This window comes from Natronobacterium haloterrestre (genome assembly GCF_900112205.1).
Classification (GTDB): Archaea; Halobacteriota; Halobacteria; order Halobacteriales; family Natrialbaceae; genus Natronobacterium; species Natronobacterium haloterrestre.
This window is the reverse complement of record NZ_FOKW01000002.1, coordinates 219,286-238,677: the sequence shown is the minus strand read 5'-3', so window position 1 is coordinate 238,677 and position 19,392 is coordinate 219,286. Positions and strand designations below refer to the sequence as shown.

The window sequence follows — 19,392 nt, the reverse complement described above, 5'->3', positions numbered from 1 at the left end:
TGGTTTAGGCTCGCCTAAATACACTTATAGGCGTCGATTCCCGGCAACGGCGACGGGTCGGTCGAGCGCCTCGAGGCACTCGAGCCAGTCGAGCATGTGTTCCCCGACGTAGTTGAAGAACGCTCCGTTGTTGTACTCCTCCCAGTCGCCGTCGGCGAGTTCGTGGGCCATCGCCTCGAAGACCTCGGCGTAGGAGTCGGCGTCTTCGCCCGCATCGTCCTCAGACGGCTCCGCCGGCTGAGCGGCCCGTGGAACCTCCGGTTCCACGCTGTCGATGATCCGCCAGAGGTGCTCGTTCAACTCGAGCCCTGGCACCTCGTTGTTGAGGTCGTCGAAGGTGCTGCGTGGCGCCTTGTTGTGTTCACAGAGCGGCGCGCCGTTGTAGATGCGCTTGCCGAGGACGTCGCAGGCTCGCTTGAGGAACACGCCCGACCAGATGTCGTCGAACCGGCCGACGTTCCACTCGTTGTCGTCCATCGGAAGCTGGTAGAACGCGGGGATCACCTCGCGGCGGAAGGCGAGGTTCATCGAGCAGACGGTGAGGTAGTTACCCCGCTCGGCGACGAAATCCTCGCCGAAGTCGTCTGCCGTCGTGCGCGTCTGGGCCTGCCCCTCGAGGTCGCCGTCCATGAGGATGCGAACGGCGTCCAGGTCGGGGACGTTGGTCCACAGGCCCTGCGAGGCGACGACCTGCCCGCCCTCGATTTCGGTCGTGCCGGTCTCGACGGTCTCGTCCATCGCCGAGTAGGGGTAGCCCCGCGGGTAGAGGCCGTGTTCATCGGCGTTCTGGTAGAGGACGTTCACCCAGTTCTCGTCCGAGGAGACCGACTCGATCTCGCCCTCGAACGCGAGGTTCTCCATGTGCGTGCCGAAGAAGTCCTCCTCGGGATTCGGGAGGGTGTCGTCGTCGATGAAGAAGCCGTACTCGAACTCGTCGTTTGCCCACATGTACAACAGCCCGAAGCTCGTCTCGGCGTGGCTCGCCGCCGGGACGACGTGTTCGTACTCCTCGACGCCGTGCTCGGCGTACCACTCCTCGCGACGGGAGCCGTCGAAGACCTCGCCCGAGACGTCCTCCTCCTCGAGCATCCGTTCCATCTCGTCGGTCTCACAGAAGTCCTCGGTCACGAGGACGACGTGCAGCCTCGAGAGGTCGAAGCCGTGCTCGCGTGCGTTCTCGAAGTACGAGCGCATGCATTCGTACTCGCGGATCGTCGGAACGACGACGCAGATGTCCTGACTCATTACTCCGCCATTTTTTAGGCTAACCTAAAAAGTTGCCGGAATCCCCCGATCCGGACGCGTCGCCGGCGGCCTCGGACAGGGAGAGTCCGAGCGCGGCGACCGAGACGCCGCCGCCGACCAGCGTCACCGCGTTTTTCAGCGCGTGGTCGACGATCGCCGCGGCGAGTGCCGTTCCCGCACCGATCGGCGTCAGCGCGACCACGAGCGCGGTGAACGCGGCCTCGTAGAGCCCGACGCCGCCCTGGGACAGCGGCAGGACCTTCGCGAGGTTGCCGACGCTGACCGCGAGCGTCCCGACCGCGAGCAGGGAGCCGACGGCGAGCCCGCTGTCCAGCGCGGCGAGCACGAGCACGGCCGTCACCACGTCGAGCAGCCACACGACCAGGCTGGTCGCGCCGACGGCCAGCGCCGCCCGCGGGTTCCGGGCGACGAGCTGGACGTCCGCGACGAACTCGAGCAGGGCATCGAGGGCCGCCTCGAGGCGCGGCGATCCCTCGACGCGGCGACGGAGCCACGGTGCGATCCCGACCTCCGATCGGGCGGAGGTGACGACCGCGAGCCCCACGCCGACGGTCGCGGTGCTGACCGCCGAGGCGGCGACGAGCGCGGTCCGGGCACCGCCGGTCGTCGCCAGGTCGAGCGGCCCGGCCTCGCCCTGCAGCGCCAGCCAGCCGGTCGCGACCCCCGCGAGGGCGGCGATCGTCGCCAGGTCGAAGAGCCGTTCGACCGTCAGCGACGCGAAGCCGGCGGTGTAGGGGACGTCCTTCCGGGCGACAACGTACGCGCGCGTCGCGTCGCCGGCCCGCGCCGGAACGGCGAGGTTAGCGGTCTGGCTCACGAAGATCGCCGCGGTGAGAAACGGCGTCCCGACCCGTCGTCCCATCGCCGCGAGGACGTCGCCGTACCGCCGGCCGCGGACCGGCCACGAGACGAGATAGACGGCGATCGCGGCGGCGAGCAGCCGCGGGTCCGCGCCCGCGACCTCGGCGACGACCGTCTCGAGGTCGATCTCGCGAACTGCGACGGCCAGGCCGATGAGAACGAGGATCGTGCCGGCGATCGTCAGCCGACGGCGGGTCAGGGCGGCACCGATGCCCCCGCCTGTCGATCCGTCCTCGTCGGCCCCTGACCCGTCGCGCTCGCCACCGTCGTTCATACTCCGCCCTCTCGAGCGCAGATATTTAAGCCCACCTAAAACTCGTGCGATCGTCGCCGTCCGTCCGTCTCGGTCGACTTTTCGGTCAACCGACTGATCCGATCAACGGAGTTCCGCGAGGATCTCGCGGGTCGCTCGCCGCACCGCCTCGTCGCTCGAGAGCGTCGGCTCCCAGCCGAGTGCCGAGAGCTTCTCGATCGAGAGGCGCATCTTCGGGACGTCGCCGGTCCAGCCGCGGTCGCCGCCGGTGTACTCGAAGTCGGGATCGAGGTCCATCTCGTCGGCGACGATGGCGGCGATCCGGTCGACCGACGTGGTCGTGCGCGTACCCAGGTTGAACGTGTTCATCGCGTCGTCTGCGTGTTCGATGGCGTGGAGGATCGCGTCGAGACAGTCCTCGACGTGGAGGTAGGACTTCTCCTGGCGGCCGTCGCCGAGGATGGTCAGCGTCCCGGGATCCTCCTCGAGTTTCTCGATGAAATCGGGGATGACTGCACCCCGAAGGCGCGGGCCGACGACGTTCGCGAACCGGAAGGTCCAGACCGTCAGGTCGTGGCTGTGGGTCCGCGCGGAGAGCAGCCCCTCGTCGGCGAGTTTGCTCGCCCCGTAGGCGCTGATCGGCTCGAGGGGGGCGTAATCCTCCGGCGTCGGCCGCGGGGCCTCGCCGTAGACCGTCGACGAGGAGGTGTAGGCGAGGTCGGTCACGCCGGCGTCGGCCATCGCCTCGAGGAGGTTGCGGGTCATCCGCGTGTTGTCGTCGAACTGTCCGTGCGGGCGGTCGGTGTCGACGTGTTTCGACGCCGCGAGGTGGAAGACGAGGTCGACGCCCTCGAGGTGGCCCGCGAGCGCGTCGGGTTCGGTCAGGTCGGCCTCGACGAAGTCGACTCCGTCGGGGACCCGGTCGGCGTCGCCGTTCGAACAGTCGTCGACGACCGTTACGTCGCTGCCCTCAGCCAGCAGTCGCTCGACGAGGTGAGAGCCGATGAAACCGGCCCCGCCCGTCACGAGCACGCGTCGATCCGAGGCGATCATGCGTACGGATTCGCGGATGGGTGGTTAATCCTTGTCCTCTCCCGCGGGGTTTCACGACCGGCGCTCGCCCAACTACTTAAAAATAGGGGTCGAAACCGAGCATCGATCGCTCGATCGGGTGGTATCGATTCACATTCAATCCCGAACATCCGGCCGCATTACCGTGGTTTTCAGCTAACTCTTCAGTTTCCGGCTGGGGATGCGGTATCGGTGTAGCGTTATTTTTATGTAGAAGCACAATCAATGGTTCGCTTGACTATGAGCCAGCGAATGCAGCAGGGACAGCCGATGATCGTAATGAGCGAGGACTCCCAGCGCGTCAAGGACAAGGACGCGCAGGACTACAACATCTCGGCGGCGCGAGCGGTCGCCGAGGCCGTCCGCTCGACCCTCGGTCCGAAAGGGATGGACAAGATGCTCGTCGACTCGATGGGGTCGGTGACCATCACCAACGACGGCGTGACCATCCTCGAGGAGATGGACATCGACAACCCGACGGCCGAGATGATCGTCGAGGTCGCCGAAACCCAGGAGGACGAGGCGGGTGACGGCACCACGACGGCCGTCGCGATCGCCGGCGAACTGCTGAAAAACGCCGAGGACCTCCTCGAGCAGGACATCCACCCGACGGCGATCATCAAGGGCTTCCACCTCGCTTCCGAGCAGGCCCGCGAGGAGATCGACGACATCGCCACCGACATCGACACCAGCGACGAGAACCTCCTGCGTAAGACCGCCGAGACCTCGATGACCGGCAAGGGCGCCGAGGTCAACAAAGAGCACCTCTCGCAGCTGATCGTCGACGCCGTCCGCGCGGTCACCGTCGAGAACGACGAGGGCGAGAACGTCGTCGACCTCGAGTTCCTCAACATCGAGACCCAGACGGGCCGCAGCGTCGACGAATCCGACCTCCTCGAGGGCGGCATCGTCGACAAGGACCCCGTCCACGACAACATGCCCGTCGAGGCCGAGGACGCCGACGTCCTGCTGCTGAACGAGGCCATCGAGGTCGAGGAGACCGACGTAGACACCGAAGTCTCCGTTACGGACCCCGACCAGCTCCAGAAGTTCCTCGACCGCGAGGAACAGCAGCTCCGCGAGAAGGTCGATCGCATCGCCGACCTCGGGGCCGACGTCGTCTTCTGCCAGAAGGGTATCGACGACCTGGCTCAGCACTACCTCGCCAAGGAGGGCATCCTCGCCGTCCGCCGCGCCAAGAAGTCCGACCTCGAGTTCCTACAGGAGGTCGTCGACGCGGCGATCGTCTCCGACCTCGAGAGCGCCGACGCCGACGACCTCGGCCACGGCGACGTGACCCGCGACGAGGAAGACGAGCTGTTCTACGTCGAAGGCGAGGACGCCCACGGCGTCACCCTCCTGCTGCGCGGCTCGACCGACCACGTCGTCGACGAACTCGAGCGCGGCGTCAACGACGCGCTCGACGTCGTCGCCCAGACCGTCTCCGACGGCCGCGTCCTCGCGGGCGGCGGCGCGATCGAGGTCGAACTCGCCTCGCGACTCCGTAACTTCGCCGACTCCGTCTCCGGCCGCGAGCAGCTGGCCGTCGAGGCCTTCGCCGACTCGCTCGAGCTCGTCCCCCGCGTGCTCGCCGAGAACGCCGGCCTCGACTCCATCGACACGCTCGTCGACCTCCGCGCCGCCCACGAGGACGGCGACGTCAAGGCCGGCCTGAACGTCTTCTCGAGCGACATCGAGGACACCTTCGAGGCCGGCGTCGTCGAGCCGGCCCACGCCAAGGAACAGGCCGTCAGCTCCGCCTCCGAGGCCGCGAACCTCGTCCTCAAGATCGACGACATCATCTCCGCCGGCGACCTCTCGACCGACAAGGGCGACGACGAAGGTGGCGCCCCCGGTGCCGGCGGCATGGGCGGCGGCATGGGCGGCGGCATGGGCGGCATGATGTAAGGAGGCCGAGCGAAGCGAAGCCCTCCGCAATGCAAGCTGGGAGCGTACGCGACCCGCGAGCCGAACGAAATTTCGCCCTGCGCTCTGACGCGCCGACGGTCGGTGAAATTCGATCAAAAGCCCCCTCGCTCCCGTGCTCACGGCTAACGGCTAACGCCGTTCGCGATTCGGTGGCGCGTCGCGCCGCGCTTTCGGTCGCCCGTCGGCCCGCGAGCACCCCGGGCGCTCGCGGTGAACGGCGTCTCACGGGCTTCGCCCGTTCGCGTTCCGCGGTCCCTGCCTTTCGAGTTCCGAACCGCACTCTGCTCGAGTTCTTCGAACCGCTCGCTCGCCGACGGAGTACCCGAACAGTTGTCAGCGCCGATCACACGCAAGTATCCGTTTTGGCGCGATCGCTACGTGAATTCGCTCGAGTCGAGCTCCCGCTCCGGCAAGCCCGCCATCTTTTGTGCTCGCCGTCGTACGCCGGCCATGGCCTTCCAGACAACGCTCGGCTGGTCGCTGATCTCGTCCGGTATCGTCACGCTCGTCCTCAAGGTGTTGCCCGGCGACTCGCTGTGGTGGGGACTGCTGTTCCTCGCGCTCGGCGCGACGCTTCTGTACGTTCGCCGCTAAATCGCCTCTGAACGGTCCCCTCGAGCGTACCGACTGCGGCGAACCGTCGGAGACTTACGTTTCGAAACGAAACTGGCGTGCCAGTGAGTGCCACCGACGACGAGACGCCGTTCGACGCCTACCGCGAGGACGTCGAGCGACCGCTGACGAGGCTGTTCCGCGAGTACGCGCCCGGCCGGCTGGGCTACTTCACCGTCGGGATGGTCGCGAACTTCCTCGCCCGGATGGCGAGTCTCGTTCCTCCGATACTGCTGGGGGCCGCCATCGACGCGATCTTCACCGGGGAGTCGGAGACGCTCGAGTTGCCGCTCGTCCCCGCAGCCTGGCTGCCGGCCGGCGAACTCCCCCAGTTCTGGTTCGCGGTCGGGGCGGTCGCCGTCGCGTTCCTCGCGACGGCAGTCTTCACGTGGATCTACGGCGTCACGGCCAACCTGTTCGCCCACAGCGTGATGCACACCGTCCGGGTCGATTCTTTCCGGAAGATGCAGCGACTGGACATGTCCTTCTTCGACGAGAAACAGACCGGGGAGGTCATGGCCGTCCTCAACAACGACACGCAGAACCTGGAACGGTTCCTGGACAACGCCCTGATGAACTCCGCGCGACTCGTCGTGATGGTCGGCGGCATCGCGGCCGTCCTCTTCTACCTGAACTGGCAACTCGCCGTCGTCACGCTGTTTGCGGTGCCGGCGATGGTCGCCTTTACGATCTGGTTCATGCGCGCCGTCGAACCGCGGTACGTCCGCCAGCGCTCGGCCGTCGGCCGACTCAACACCCGCCTCGAGAACGCCATCGCCGGGATGGGGCTGACGAAGACCACCTCGAGCGAGGCGTACGAGGCCGACCGGGTCAGCGACTCCTCGATGACCATGTTCGAGCGGACGATGGACGTGCTCAAACTGAGTTACTTCTACCGGCCCGGGATGGAACTGCTCGCCGGCGTCTCATTCGTCGCGACCTTCCTCGTCGGCGGGCTCTGGCTCACGACGGGAACCGCGCCGGGGCCGTTCACCGGCACGCTGTCGGTCGGGGACTTCGTCGTCTTCCTGACGCTGACCCAGCGGATCGTCGACCCGCTCGCGGAGGTGTCGAACATCGTCGACCAGTACGAGAACGCCAAGGCCTCGAGCGAGCGGATCTTCGGGCTGATGGACATCCCGGTCCACGTCGACGACGCCGAGGAGCCGGTCGACCTCGAGCCGGTCGCGGGGCGAGTCACCTACGAGGGCGTCTCGTTCAGCTACGCCGACAGGGTGCGTGCGACCGACGACAGGGCGTTCGAGGAGCCCGTCATCGAGGACGTCTCCTTCGAAGCCGAACCCGGCGAGACGGTCGCGCTGGTCGGCCCGACGGGCGCGGGCAAGTCGACGCTCCTGAAACTGCTGTTGCGGCTGTACGATGTCGACGAAGGGTCGGTGCGGATCGACGGCCACGACGTCCGGAACGTCGCGCTGGCCGACCTCCGGTCGGCGGTCGGCTACGTCAGCCAGGACACGTTCCTCTTCGACGGGACGATCGCGGACAACATCCGCTACGGACAGTTCGACGCCTCCGACGAGGCCGTCCGCGAGGCCGCGAAGGCCGCGCAGGCCCACGAGTTCGTCACCGACCTCGAGGACGGCTACGAGACGCGCGTCGGCGAGCGCGGCGTCAAACTCTCGGGCGGCCAGCGCCAGCGGATCGCGCTCGCGCGGACGGTGCTGGCCGATCCCGAGGTGTTGATCCTGGACGAGGCGACCAGCGCCGTCGACACGAAGACCGAACTGCTGATCCAGCGGTCGATCGATCGGCTCACCGAGGACCGGACGACGCTGGCGATCGCTCACCGCCTGTCGACGGTCAAGGACGCCGATACGATCCTCGTGATGGCCGACGGCGAGATCGTCGAACGCGGCACGCACGAGGAGTTACTCGAGCGAGACGGGAGATACGCGACGTTGTGGCGCGCCCAGGCCGGCGACCGTGATTCGGCGGCCGAACGGCTCGTCGGCGACGACGACTGAGAGCGAGAGCGGGAACGAAAGCGACCGCAAAACCGGAAGTTCAGGTATCCTCGACGTCGAGTTCGAACTGCTCGTTCTCACTGACGGCGTTGAGGACGACGCTCGTGTTCGAGGCCTTGATGTCCGGATCCGTCAGGAGTTCCTTGATCTGGTCGTTCATCCCGTCCGTATCTTTGAACTTCCCGATCGCGATCACGTCGTAGTCGCCGGTGACCTCGTACACCGAGATCATCTGGCGGTGATCGCGCAGCGTGTCCGTGATGTCCGGGAGCGCGTTCCCCTCGACCTGCAACTGGATGACGGCGGTGACGTCGTACCCGACGGCGTCGTAGTCGAGTCGCGGCGTGTATCCCTCGATGACGCCCTCCTCCTCGAGATCCGAGAGGTGGTTGGAGACGGTGGTGACGGAGACGTCCAGCTCCTCGGCGAGGCTGCGAAGGCTCGCACGGCCGTCGCCGAGAAGTGCATTCACTAGTTTTGCATCGAGATTTTCGTACGTCATCAACTGTAACGACTCATGCTACCCTTTAGAAGTTTACGAATATGCAATTCCTTGTTGGGAAGGGAAGATTTGCTCAGAGCAGCAGGGTTTTAGTAGGCGAGATACGAGGGTACCACGACAATACGGATGACAAGCGGAAACATCAGTGCCGCCGAACAGGCGGTACTCGACGAAATCGAGGAGAAGGAGATCGATTTCCTCCGTCTGCAGTTTACCGACATTCTGGGCACCGTCAAGAACGTCTCGGTGCCGGCCCGCCAGGCCGAGAAGGCGTTCCGCGAGGGGATCTACTTCGACGGCTCGTCGATCGAAGGGTTCGTCCGCATCCAGGAGTCGGACATGCGTCTGGTTCCGGACCCGGACACGTTCGCGATCCTCCCCTGGCGGGACCGCGAGGACGGCTGCTCGGCCCGAATGATCTGTGACGTCTACGACACCTCCTCCGGCGAACCGTTCGAGGGCGATCCGCGGTACGTCCTCAAACGAGCCCTCGAGCGGGCCGAGGAGATGGGGTACACGGTCAACGCCGCGCCGGAACCCGAGTTCTTCCTCTTCGAGGAGGACGAGGAGGGCCGTGCGACGACCGAGACCAACGACGCCGGCGGCTACTTCGACCTCGCGCCGAAGGACCTCGCGAGCGACGTTCGCCGGGACATCATCTACGGCCTCGAGGAGATGGGCTTCGAGGTCGAGGCCAGCCACCACGAGGTCGCGGAGGGCCAACACGAGATCAACTTCACCTACGACGACGCGCTGGCGACCGCGGACAACGTCGCCACCTTCCGCACCGTCGTCCGCGCCATCGCCGCCGAACACGGCTACCACGCGACGTTCATGCCCAAGCCGATCCCGAAGATCAACGGTTCGGGGATGCACACCCACATCTCGCTTTTCACCGAGGACGGCGAGAACGCCTTCCACGACGAGGACGACGAGTTCGACCTCTCGGAGACCGCCCGCTCGTTCCTCGCGGGCGTCCTCGAGCACGCGCCGGCGATCACGGCGGTCGCGAACCCGACCGTAAACAGCTACAAGCGCCTGGTGCCCGGCTACGAGGCGCCGGTGTACGTCGCCTGGTCGGACCGCAACCGCTCGTCGCTGATCCGCAAGCCCGCCGCTCGCATTCCGGCGGCGAGTCGCATCGAACTGCGTTCGCCCGACCCGTCGTGTAACCCCTACCTCGCCATCGCGACCATGATCCACGCCGGCCTCGACGGCATCGAGAACGACCTCGAGTGTCCGGACCCCGTCCGCGAGAACATCTACGAGTTCGACGAACGGAAACGCGAGGAGTACGGCATCGACACGCTGCCCTCGAACCTCGGAGACGCCGTCGACGCCCTCGAGGAGGACGAGGTCGTCTACGACGCGCTCGGCGACCACGTCGCGCCGAAGTTCGTCGAGGCCAAGCGCCAGGAGTTCGAGGAGTACCTGGTCGACGTCTCCCAGTGGGAACTCGACCGCTACCTCGAGACGTTCTGAACGCCGTCCGGTTCCGGTCGGCATCCGACCTCGCCGTCTTTTCTCGGCGCGCGAGCAAAGCTACACGTTGCCGGATCGACGAAACGGAAGGCATCGAGGAGTCTCGAGTAGAAAGGAAGAGGCGTCGTCCGAAGGGGATCCGATCGGGGGGTGCGATCAGGACCGCCAGTCGCCGACGCGATCCCGCAGACGACCGGGAACGCCCAGCAGGGACAGCCCCGCGCTGAACAACACGAACAGGACGTAAAGCCCCAGCGTGGACGTCCAGACGACGAACATCGCCAGGATCGCCCACCCACCCTGGAGGAAGTAAAACGCCGCGATGGTCATCGCGGTACCGTACAGCAGGACGAGGTACGGCCCCCAGTCGCGGGCGTGCCCGCGGCGGATCCGGCGGCGAACGTAGCGTTTGAGTTCGCCCTCGAGCGAGGACTTCTCGACGGTGCGGGACTCGACGTCGGACTCGAACGAGTCGACGCGGTCCCGGAGCCGTTCGATCTCCTCTCGAAGCGCCGCGGCGTCGGCCGATCGGTCCCGGGTTCGGGCGGTGGCCGTGGCCGTACCCGTGCCCGTACCTGTGCCGGTGCCGGTGCCGGTCGTCGCGGCGCCACGATCGGCATCGACGCCGATATCCTCGCGGTCCTCCCCGTCGACACCGTTCGTCCCGTTCCCGCTACCGGCGTCCTCCGCGGTCCCGTCGTCCGCACCCGTGGCGTCGTCGGTCATCGCTCCTGTTGGGACCTGTCGAGCGCCGGGACTTTGTAGCTGCCGATCCACTTCACGGTCGGCAAGCACGGCGTTGCCGATCGCCCCGAGGATCAGGAGAAGTGCGCCGACGTACAGCCAGACGAGCACGAAGAAGACGGCCCCGAGCGCGCCGTACACCGTGTACTCCCCCGCCAAGTTGGTGTACAGCGAGAACGTCCGGCTCAGTACGAACCAGCCGATCGCCGCGAACAGCGTTCCCGGCAGCGCCTCGCGGTACCCGACGTCCGCGCCAGGGAAGAGCACGTACAGCGGAAAGAACGCCGCGACCAGCCCGAGAATCACGAATACGTGACCGAGGATGCCGATCCGGAGGATCGGGACGAGGCGGATCAACACCTCGAGAGCGCCGACCGCCGCGAGTCCGATCGAGATCGCGAGGAAGGCGATCGTCGAGTTCCAGAACGCGTCCAGCAGCGACTTCGTGGCCACCGTCCCGTAGATCGCCGAAAACGCGCGGTCGAGCCCCCGGAGCGCACGGGTACCGCCCCACAGCAGGCCGAGCGCGCCGGCGACCGTCGCGCTGCGTCGTCCGGTCTCGTCGAGGACGGTCTCGGCCAGCAGCTCCTGGGCTGCCGGAGTGAGCACGTCGTTTGCGGCCGTCGTGAGTCGCATTGCGAGTGCCTCACCCCCGATCGAAGCGGCGATCCCGATCCCGAGCAGCGCGAGCGGTACCAGCGAAACGAACCCGTAGAACGCGACCCCCGCGGCCAGCAGGGTTAGCTGCTGGGTGCGCGCGATCCGGACGGTACGGGTCGCGAACTCGAGCCCCGAACTGTGATCGAGCACGTACGAACTGACGGCGCGCACGGACTAATAGGCAGGCTCCGTCGCGAACGGGGAACTAGAAACCGAAGTCGGGGTCCGTCAGACAAGGCGGTCCTCGGTCGCCTCGCGGATCTCGCCGACGCTCGCATCCGTCTTGAACGTCGTCCCGCCGTAGTGAGCCCGCGAGGCCTCGTACCCGGCGTCCCGGAGGTCCGCGAGGAACTCGTCCATCGCGTTGGCGGGCAGCCCCCAGTTGCGACAGAGTTTGTGCTGGTCGTAGTGGGTCGGCTCGTCGAGTTCGTCCTCGAGCGTCCCGCAGAGGTCCCGCGCTTTCTCGGCGGTCCCGAACGAGTCCGGGATCTCCTCGCGTACCGAAGCGACGAACTCGCGGTCGCGAACCGGCCCGAGCCAGACCGGTCCCGCCGTCAGCAACCGCTCGCCGTCACAGTGGGGACAGCGCTCGAGCGGGTCGGCGATCATCCCGGGTTCGGTCTCGCGATAGGTGCAGTCCTCGCAGTGATAGACGTACCCCAGTTCGTCGACCGCGGCGTCCGCGGCGGTCGCCCGGTGCTCGAGTTCGAGGTAGGTCCGGACGTAGTGGCTGGTGGCGTGGGTCAGCAGGGGGGTGACGCCGACGTCGAACCGCGCGGCGCTGCGGGCGAGCGCCGACAGCAGGATCCGGACGCCCATCTCGGGGTGGTAGTCGGTGTTCCGGGGGACGGCGGAGTACGACCGGACCCCGCTGTTGAAGTGAGCGCCACACAGCGGCGCGGTGTCGGTCGCCGTCACGCAGACGAGGTCCCGGCAGTTGGCGAACGCCGCGTCGGCGAACGGCATCGGCGTCCCGTACGGATCGAGGTCGATCACGTCGAACACCTCCTCGTGCATGAGGGCGTTGACGTTGCGGTGTTCGACGGTCGCCTCGTCGAAACCGTTGCGCTCGAGGTTCTCGCGGGCCAGTTCGACGGCCTCCTCCTCGACGTCGCAGCAGGTCACGTCCCAGCCGTCGGCCGCGGCGCGGACCCCGCGGATCCCGCTGGCCGCCATCGCGTCGAGATAGTACTCGGCGCGGTCCTCGCGGTCGCGGTAGGCCCGCAGCGTCGCGATCGTCAGGTCGCGGTTCAGTTCCTGTCTGGGATTGTAGAAGACCGACTCCTCGACTCCCTCGGTCTGCTCGCCGGGGACCTCGAGTTCGACCCCGCCCTCGGTGACGCGCATACCTACGCTCGTCGGGGGACGGCGAAAAACGGCGTGGTCTCGGCTGCCCGTCGCCGGGGTCAGGCCCGACGATCTCGAACGTTCATAGTTGACATACGCCCATCGTTTACCGATACCGATGCACAGTTCCCGATCGTATCTGAACGTTTATTTCGAAAGGGAAGCTGCGAAGAGGTGTGAGCCGACGATCACTTAGCCGCCGACGGTTCGGTGCAGGTCTCACGGCCCTCGCGGCCGTCGGACTTGCGGGTTGTACCGGCGACGAAGAGCAGGAAGAAAGCGACGACTCCGCCGACTTCGAACTCGACGATCCCGGCGACCTCACGATTCGACTCGAGAACGAGGACGGCGACCCCGTCTCCTCCGGAGTCGCGGTCACCATCGAAAGCGAGGAGGAGGACTTCACCGCGAACTACCGGAACGACATCCAGAACGGCGAGATCACCGGTGCGAGCCTCATCTACGAGGGCGAATACACCATCACCGTCGAGAGCGTCGACGACGAGTTCGAGACCGTCGAGGAGTCCGTCACGCTCGAGGAAGACGAAGACGAGACGGTGACGATCGTGCTCGAGGGCGCGACGGGCGATTCGGACGCCGAGTAACGGCGATTTTCGATTCGTTGGTTCCGTCGGTCAGCGATCCGCGGGATTGCGCGGTCCCCTCGCGGGTTCCCGACGGAACAACCAAACCGATTTTACAGTGCGGTACACAGTTCCGGTCGTGTCGGAGGCCACGCCCGTCGAGCGGTGGCAAGCCCAACTCGAGGAGGAGGGGGAACTGACCCCGGAGATCGTCGAGCAGATCTCCCGCCTGCACGGCGACCGGGGGATCCGGGCGATCGACGCCGTCAGCGAGAACCGGGTCAAGACCTACCGCGATTTCACCATCGTCGTGGGCTACGAGGACGAGTACATCGTCGAGGGCGGCGGCTGTACCTGCAAGGACAGCGAGTACAACCTCGACGCGGAGGATCCGACGGACCTCTGCTGGCACGTCCTCGCGGTGGCCATCGCCCGGCGGGTGGGCCACGTCGACTACCACGACATGTGGTACTCGGAGGTTCGCGAGTTCCTCTGACCCGATCTGGAATCACTCCGACTCGTTACAGGCCGCGAGGATGACCGCCGGATCGTCGATCAGCCGGTTTTCCATGTAGTTGCCCTTCCCCTTGCCGGCCCACTTGCGCTCCTGTTCGATGATCGAGAGGAACTCGAGTTCCGAGAGGATGTCCCGAACCCGGCGCAGTTTCAGGTGATCGGACTGGTCCCGCTCGCAGAGGCGCTTGTAGAGGTCGTAGGCCTCGTTGGTCGTCACGGGCGCGTCGTCGCCCTCCTTCTGCTGGGTCAACAGCGCCATCGCCTCGAGCACGAGTTTCGCGTGGCTGGGACTCTTGGAGATCAGTTCCGCCAGCCGGCTTGTCTCCTCGCGCTCGTGGGCTTGATCGACGCAGTCCTCGGTGACCGTCTCGAGGTCGTTCTCCTCGGCGATCTCGCCGGCAAAGCGGAGGATGTCGATGGCCTTCCGCGCGTCGCCGTGTTCCCGGGCCGCAAGCGCCGCGACGCGGGGGACGACGCCGTCCTCGAGGACGCCCTCGTGGAACGCGTCCGAGCGCGACCGGAGAATCTCCCGAATCTGGGTCGCGTCGTACGGCGAGAAGACGTACTCGCGCTCGCAGAGGCTCGATTTGATGCGTTCGTCCAGCGAGTCCTTGTACCGGACCTTGTTCGAAATGCCGATGACGCCGACGGTGCTCGAGGTGAGTTTGCCGGACTCGACGGCCCGCGAGAGTTGCATGAGGATGTCGTCGTCCTCGATCTTGTCGACCTCGTCTAAGATGATGAGGGCGACGTCGTAGCGGGTATCGATGATCCGCCACAGCCGCCGGTAGTACTCCGACGTGCTCAACCCCGAGTGGGGGATCGAGATGTCGGTCTCGGGCTGGTCGTTGAGCTGGTGGCCGGCGGACTGGACGGCCTGGGTCTCGGTCGACTCCTGGAGGCAGTCGACGTAGGCGACGCCGATCGACACGTCGTTGCGCTCTGCCCGTTCGACGGCCTGGGTCGTGATGAACTTCGAGCACAGCGATTTTCCGGTCCCCGTCTTGCCGTAGACGAGCACGTTGTTGGGCGTGTTGCCCCGCGTCGCCGGTTTGATCGCGTTCGCGAGGTCCGACAGTTCGTCCTCGCGGCCGATGATGCGGTCGCCGTCGGGGAGATGGGAGACCTGCAGGAGTTCCTTGTTCCGGAAGATCTCGTTCTCGCTCCCGAAGTAGTCCATCGAATCCGACATTCGGATACGAGTACCGTTTCGCGGGTCCGACTTAAGCGTTCGGAACCACAGTTCCGCTGTATAGCGTGACTTTCGGATTTTGACGTCCGCTGAATAAGAATTTGGACCCCGTATTTCCGCTGTATAGCGGATCGGACACCCCTCGGTTCCGCTGTATAGACGTGGACGACCCCGCGGTGCCGCTGTATAGGTGCGGTCGACCCCGCAGTGTCGCCGTATAGCCCCTCCCGGTCCGCGATAGAGCTCCGCAGGCGAGTCTCCCGGTCTCTCGCCGGGTCGGAGCACACGAGAGCAGGGGGCCCGACCCCGGAGTGCCGCTGTATCGTGTCGTCTCCGGTCGTCTCCAGTCGTCCCACGGGCTTCCGGCCACGTTGCGACAGGCGACGCGAAGCCGGATCGCCGGCCTCGAGCGCGATGCGAACACCGTATTTCCGCTGTATCGGTTCAAAAGAATTGTCATCGAGGCCGAACGGATCGTTCGACACCCCGCGGTGCCGCTGTATGGGGAGACACACACCCCGGAGTGCCGCTGTATCGGTGTGGTGAGGCCGTCGATTCGAAAGGGGGGTCCGATCGTGCTGGGATCGGACGGACGGCCGCGAGAGGCGCAAACACGCAACTGACGGCGAGGAAAGCGTCTACTCGAGAGCGTACGGGCGTTCGACCCCGCCCGAGCGCCGAGCCGTTCGACCCGCTCGACGGAATTTGACACAGGTTTTCTATTTAATGATAGCGATTCACAGTGGCCCGGCCTATCGCTCACCCTCCTCTTCGCCCGATTAACAAGAGTCATAATCGACGTATTCAGAACGCTCCGTCCTTCTCGAGGGCCCATACAGCGGCACCGAGGGGTGTGTCTCCGGGCGGATCGGGACCCGCCGCTGGTCACCGATCCCGTGGCTTCCCCGTACCGTTCCGGAACGACCCTCTCGAGCGTCGCTCCCGAGAGAAAGAAGCGAAAAACTACTCGTCGGCGCAGATCTCCACGAAGTTCCGCAGGATCCGCAGCCCCGTCTCGCCGCTCTTCTCCGGGTGGAACTGGGTCCCGAAGACGTTGCCCTCCTCGTTGGCGACGATCGAGGGGAACTCCCGTTCGTAGTCGGTCGTCGCGACCACGGCGTCCCCGTCGTCCGGAACGGCGTAGTAGGAGTGGACGAAGTAGGCGTGTTCCCCATCTATTCCCTCGACGAGCGGATGCTCGCGCTCGACCTCGAGTTGGTTCCAGCCCATGTGCGGGACCTTCTGGCCGTCGTCGAAGCGAACGTTGGTGCCGGGGATCAGGTCGAGTCCGCGGACGGCCGACTCGCCGTCGTTCTCGCCCTCCTCGCTGGTCGTCAGCAGCATCTGCATGCCGAGACAGATCCCGAACAGCGGCGTGTCGCTTTCCGCGACCGCGAGCAGGTCCTCGCGGAGGGGGTCGGCGTTCTCGACGCCCTCGCGGAACGCGCCGACACCCGGCAGGACGACCCCGTCGGCCGCCTCGAACGCCGCGGGATCGTCGGTGATCTCGACGTCTGCGCCCGCACGCTCGAGGCCGCGGGTGACGCTGCGCAGGTTCCCTAACCCGTAGTCGACGACGACCACGGAGGCGAGCGACTGCGTCGGTTCGGACGGGACGGTGCTCATACCCGTACTCGGGGGAGAGCGCTCAAGTGTGTTGTCTTTCGTGCAACGAGCGGCACGCTCGAGACCCGAAACGAGGACGCGAAACCCCTCCCGCGGGGGAAACGCGGACGACGGAAGGGCAGCACAGCCTCCATTACCCGGGCCGTCGTCGTTCCGGTATGCACGCGTCCGCGCCCGAACTCGTCGCCCACAGGGGGTACGCCGGCGTCGCGCCCGAGAACACCCGCCGTGCCGTCCGGGAGGCCGCCGCGAGCGACGCGACGATGATCGAGATCGACGTCCAGCCCGCCGCCTGCGGAACGCCCGTCGTCGTCCACGACGAGCGCCTCGAGGGGACCCGGGAGCGCGACGGCCGGCCGCTGACCGACGCCGAGGGACTCGTCCGGGAGACGGCCCTCGAGGAGATACGGTCGGCGCGAGTGCTCGGAACCGACGAGACGGTGCCGACGCTGGCCGAGGTGCTCGAGGCAGTCCCCGAGACGGTCGGTCTCAACGTCGAGCTGAAGAACCCCGGCGCGGCGGACCTGCGCGTCGGCGAGTCGCTCGCGCCGGACGAGCGCGACGAGCGGCGGGCGGTCTGGGAACCGTTCGTCGAGCGCGTCGTCGACGTCTGCGACGGGTTCGGCGGGGAACTGCTGTTCTCCTCGTTCTGCGAGGGCGCGCTGGCCGCGCTCCGGGCGGTCGACTCCCGGTACGCTGCCGGGGTTCTCGTGTGGGACGACCTCGAGGCCGGGTTCGAGGTCGCTGACCGATACGACTGCGAGGCGATCCACCCGCCGCGAAACGCCGTCGCCGGAACGGCGCTCGCGACTACGAGCTACGCAGGGTTCCCGTCCGATGAACCGGAAATCGACGTGCTCGAGCGGGCCCACGACGCGGGGCGAGCGGTCAACGTCTGGACCGTCGAGACCTGGCACCAGTACGACCAGCTCGCGGCGGCCGGCGTCGACGGGATCGTCGCGGAGTATCCTGGGCTCTCGAGTCGCTGACCACCCGTAGCCGTGCTCGAGCGGGAGCGACGGTCCCGTCAGTTCCCGGGCGGCTCCCGCGACGGCAGCCCCTCCGTCGCCGGCCCCTCGAGGAGGGTGCCGTCGGGCGAAAACCGCGAGCCGTGGCAGGGACAGTCCCAGGTCGCCTCGGCGTCGTTCCAGTCGACCAGACACCCCGTGTGCGGACAGATCGCCGAGACGGCGTAGCGGTCGCCGGCGGCGTCGCGCGCGCAGGCGATCGGTTCCCCGCCGCGTCGCAGGACCCTCCCCTCGCCCCGCTCGAGGACGGAGCGGTCGGGCGAGAAAAACGTCCGCAGCCAGTCGGTCGCGAACTCGCTGACGGCGTCGGCGTTCTCGGTGAGCGCCGTCCCGAGCGAGGCCTTCGGCGTCAGCCGCAGCGGGTCGAAGACCTCGAGTTCGGCCGGCCCCTCCCCCGGCGTCGCGATCCGCTCGGCGAGGAGCCGTCCCGCCGCGACGCCGTTCGTCATCCCCCACCCGCGAAAGCCGGTCGCGACGAAGACGTTCGTGGCCCCCGGGCCGGCGCGGCCGACGAACGGAACGCGGTCGGCGGGGACGTAATCCTGGGCTGACCACCGGTAGGCGACGGAGGCGACGGGGAACCGCTCCCGGGCCCAGCGCAGCAGGCGGCGGTACCGTTCCCGCGTCGATCCGCCCTGGCCCGTCTTGTGGTTCTCGCCGCCGACGAGCAGGAGCCGACCGTCCTCGTCGCGGTGGGTCCGTACCGACCGGTAGTTCTTCCCCGTCCGGTAATACATCCCCTCGGGCGCGCGGCCCTCGAGCCGGAGTCCGAGCACGTAGGAACGTTTGGGGTGCAGCCGGGTGAAATAGCCCGCGCGGTCGAGGATCGGGTACCCCGTCGCGACGACGGCCCGACGCGCGGCGACCGTCCCGTCCGGACTCCGGACGCGAACCGGCGCGCCGGGCTCGAGGTCGGTGACCCGGGTTCCCTCGAACAGGAAGGCGCCCTCGTCCGCCCGCAGTTCGTCGGCGACCGCGAGCAGGTACTTCCGCGGGTGGAACGCCGCCTGGTCGTCGAACCGGACCGCTGCCCGGGCCCGCTCGAACGGCGGCACCGAGGTGACGTAGCTCGCGGGCAGCCCCGCGGCTTCGGCGGCCTCGGCCTCGCGCTCGAGTGGGTCCGCCTCGTCGCCGTAGAGATAGGCGGGCCGTCGCTCGAACGCGGGGTCGATCCCCAGTTCCTCGATGCGGTCCTCGACGGCGTCGATGGCGTTCTCCTGAACCCGCCCGTACGTGGCGGCCGTTCGCGGGCCGAACTCCCGGCGCAGGTGGTCGTAGATCAGCCCGTGCTGGCTGGTCAGTTTGGCCGTCGACCGCCCCGTCGTCCCGGCCGCGACGCGGTCGCGCTCGAGGACGGCGACCGTCTCGCCCCGGTCCCGGAGTTCGATCGCGGTAGAGAGGCCAGTGATCCCGGCCCCGACGACGGCCACGTCGACCGACCGGAGGGACTCGAGCGAGCGGTCGGATGCCGGATCGCCGGCGTCGTCGCTTGCCACGCGGTCGCTTCCGGTCTCCTCTCGGGTCGTCGCCAGCCACGGGGAGGTCGGTTCGCCGGGGAGATCGTCGTCGCGGGTAAACGCCGGCATGGGCTGGCTCCCCTACACCGACGACGGGCAAAAAACGGGCGGCGGTCAGCGTTCGGCCCTCACTGCGTGCTCCGTCACGCCCCGTCGGACAGCCGTAGAATCGAGGAATCGCCGTCACCGAGACGTTGATCCGATTCGCCCCGTACTA

16 protein-coding genes are annotated in these 19,392 nt (G+C 67.1%); 7 read left to right on the top strand and 9 right to left on the bottom strand.

Annotated elements, in window-relative coordinates:
* Window positions 1–24: 24 nt before the first annotated feature.
* From BM113_RS05230 to BM113_RS05220, 3 genes are all read right to left on the bottom strand, one after another.
* Complete coding sequence (locus tag BM113_RS05230; RefSeq protein ID WP_089785990.1) at window positions 25–1,245, bottom strand: alpha-1 4-glucan-protein synthase; 1,221 nt, start codon at window positions 1,243–1,245, stop codon at window positions 25–27.
* A 19-nt stretch (window positions 1,246–1,264) separates the two neighbouring features.
* Entirely contained in the window at window positions 1,265–2,401 is a 1,137-nt protein-coding gene (locus BM113_RS05225; RefSeq protein WP_089785988.1) for a lysylphosphatidylglycerol synthase transmembrane domain-containing protein, read from the bottom strand.
* Window positions 2,402–2,503: 102 nt separating this feature from the next.
* Window positions 2,504–3,433, bottom strand: a complete 930-nt coding sequence (locus BM113_RS05220; protein WP_089785986.1) for an NAD-dependent epimerase/dehydratase family protein — start codon at window positions 3,431–3,433, stop codon at window positions 2,504–2,506.
* 270 nt (window positions 3,434–3,703) lie between these two features.
* Between BM113_RS05220 and thsB the strand changes: the two genes are divergently transcribed.
* The 3 genes from thsB (at window position 3,704) to BM113_RS05205 (ending at window position 7,977) form a co-directional block, all read left to right on the top strand.
* Entirely contained in the window at window positions 3,704–5,359 is a 1,656-nt protein-coding gene (gene thsB, locus BM113_RS05215; protein ID WP_089785984.1) for a thermosome subunit beta, read from the top strand.
* A 471-nt stretch (window positions 5,360–5,830) separates the two neighbouring features.
* Window positions 5,831–5,974 carry a hypothetical protein gene (locus tag BM113_RS22210; protein WP_177209103.1) on the top strand — a complete coding sequence of 48 codons (144 nt, stop codon included), beginning with the start codon at window positions 5,831–5,833 and terminating at the stop codon, window positions 5,972–5,974.
* An 83-nt stretch (window positions 5,975–6,057) separates the two neighbouring features.
* Window positions 6,058–7,977: an ABC transporter ATP-binding protein gene (locus BM113_RS05205; protein ID WP_089785980.1), complete on the top strand. Its 1,920-nt coding sequence runs from the start codon at window positions 6,058–6,060 to the stop codon at window positions 7,975–7,977.
* A 40-nt stretch (window positions 7,978–8,017) separates the two neighbouring features.
* Here BM113_RS05205 and lrp read toward each other — a convergent pair whose 3' ends face one another.
* Complete coding sequence (gene lrp, locus BM113_RS05200) at window positions 8,018–8,479, bottom strand: HTH-type transcriptional regulator Lrp (RefSeq protein ID WP_007140182.1); 462 nt, start codon at window positions 8,477–8,479, stop codon at window positions 8,018–8,020.
* A gap of 126 nt (window positions 8,480–8,605) precedes the next feature.
* Here lrp and glnA point away from each other — a divergent pair, with 126 nt between their 5' ends.
* Complete coding sequence (glnA, locus tag BM113_RS05195) at window positions 8,606–9,961, top strand: type I glutamate--ammonia ligase (protein ID WP_089785978.1); 1,356 nt, start codon at window positions 8,606–8,608, stop codon at window positions 9,959–9,961.
* A 156-nt stretch (window positions 9,962–10,117) separates the two neighbouring features.
* Here the strand turns inward: glnA and BM113_RS05190 are convergent, their stop codons facing one another.
* Together BM113_RS05190 and BM113_RS05185 are read right to left on the bottom strand one after the other, a co-directional pair.
* Window positions 10,118–11,515 (bottom strand): YihY/virulence factor BrkB family protein, encoded by a 1,398-nt coding sequence (locus BM113_RS05190; RefSeq protein WP_089786453.1) that lies wholly within the window; start codon window positions 11,513–11,515, stop codon window positions 10,118–10,120.
* Between the two features lie 78 nt (window positions 11,516–11,593).
* A complete protein-coding gene (locus tag BM113_RS05185) occupies window positions 11,594–12,712 on the bottom strand; it encodes a tRNA (guanine(26)-N(2))-dimethyltransferase (protein ID WP_089785976.1) in 1,119 nt (372 codons plus the stop codon).
* A 176-nt stretch (window positions 12,713–12,888) separates the two neighbouring features.
* Here BM113_RS05185 and BM113_RS05180 point away from each other — a divergent pair, with 176 nt between their 5' ends.
* Entirely contained in the window at window positions 12,889–13,317 is a 429-nt protein-coding gene (locus BM113_RS05180; protein WP_089785974.1) for an S-layer protein, read from the top strand.
* A 118-nt stretch (window positions 13,318–13,435) separates the two neighbouring features.
* Window positions 13,436–13,792: a hypothetical protein gene (locus BM113_RS05175; protein ID WP_029601507.1), complete on the top strand. Its 357-nt coding sequence runs from the start codon at window positions 13,436–13,438 to the stop codon at window positions 13,790–13,792.
* Between the two features lie 12 nt (window positions 13,793–13,804).
* Here the strand turns inward: BM113_RS05175 and BM113_RS05170 are convergent, their stop codons facing one another.
* Window positions 13,805–15,004: a Cdc6/Cdc18 family protein gene (locus tag BM113_RS05170; protein ID WP_089785972.1), complete on the bottom strand. Its 1,200-nt coding sequence runs from the start codon at window positions 15,002–15,004 to the stop codon at window positions 13,805–13,807.
* A 963-nt stretch (window positions 15,005–15,967) separates the two neighbouring features.
* Window positions 15,968–16,630, bottom strand: a complete 663-nt coding sequence (gene hisH / locus BM113_RS05165) for an imidazole glycerol phosphate synthase subunit HisH (protein WP_089785970.1) — start codon at window positions 16,628–16,630, stop codon at window positions 15,968–15,970.
* Between the two features lie 158 nt (window positions 16,631–16,788).
* Here hisH and BM113_RS05160 point away from each other — a divergent pair, with 158 nt between their 5' ends.
* Window positions 16,789–17,619, top strand: coding sequence for a glycerophosphodiester phosphodiesterase (locus BM113_RS05160; protein ID WP_089785968.1), 831 nt, complete (start codon window positions 16,789–16,791; stop codon window positions 17,617–17,619).
* Between the two features lie 38 nt (window positions 17,620–17,657).
* Here the strand turns inward: BM113_RS05160 and BM113_RS05155 are convergent, their stop codons facing one another.
* Window positions 17,658–19,244 (bottom strand): FAD-dependent oxidoreductase, encoded by a 1,587-nt coding sequence (locus BM113_RS05155; protein WP_089785966.1) that lies wholly within the window; start codon window positions 19,242–19,244, stop codon window positions 17,658–17,660.
* Window positions 19,245–19,392 lie beyond the last annotated feature (148 nt).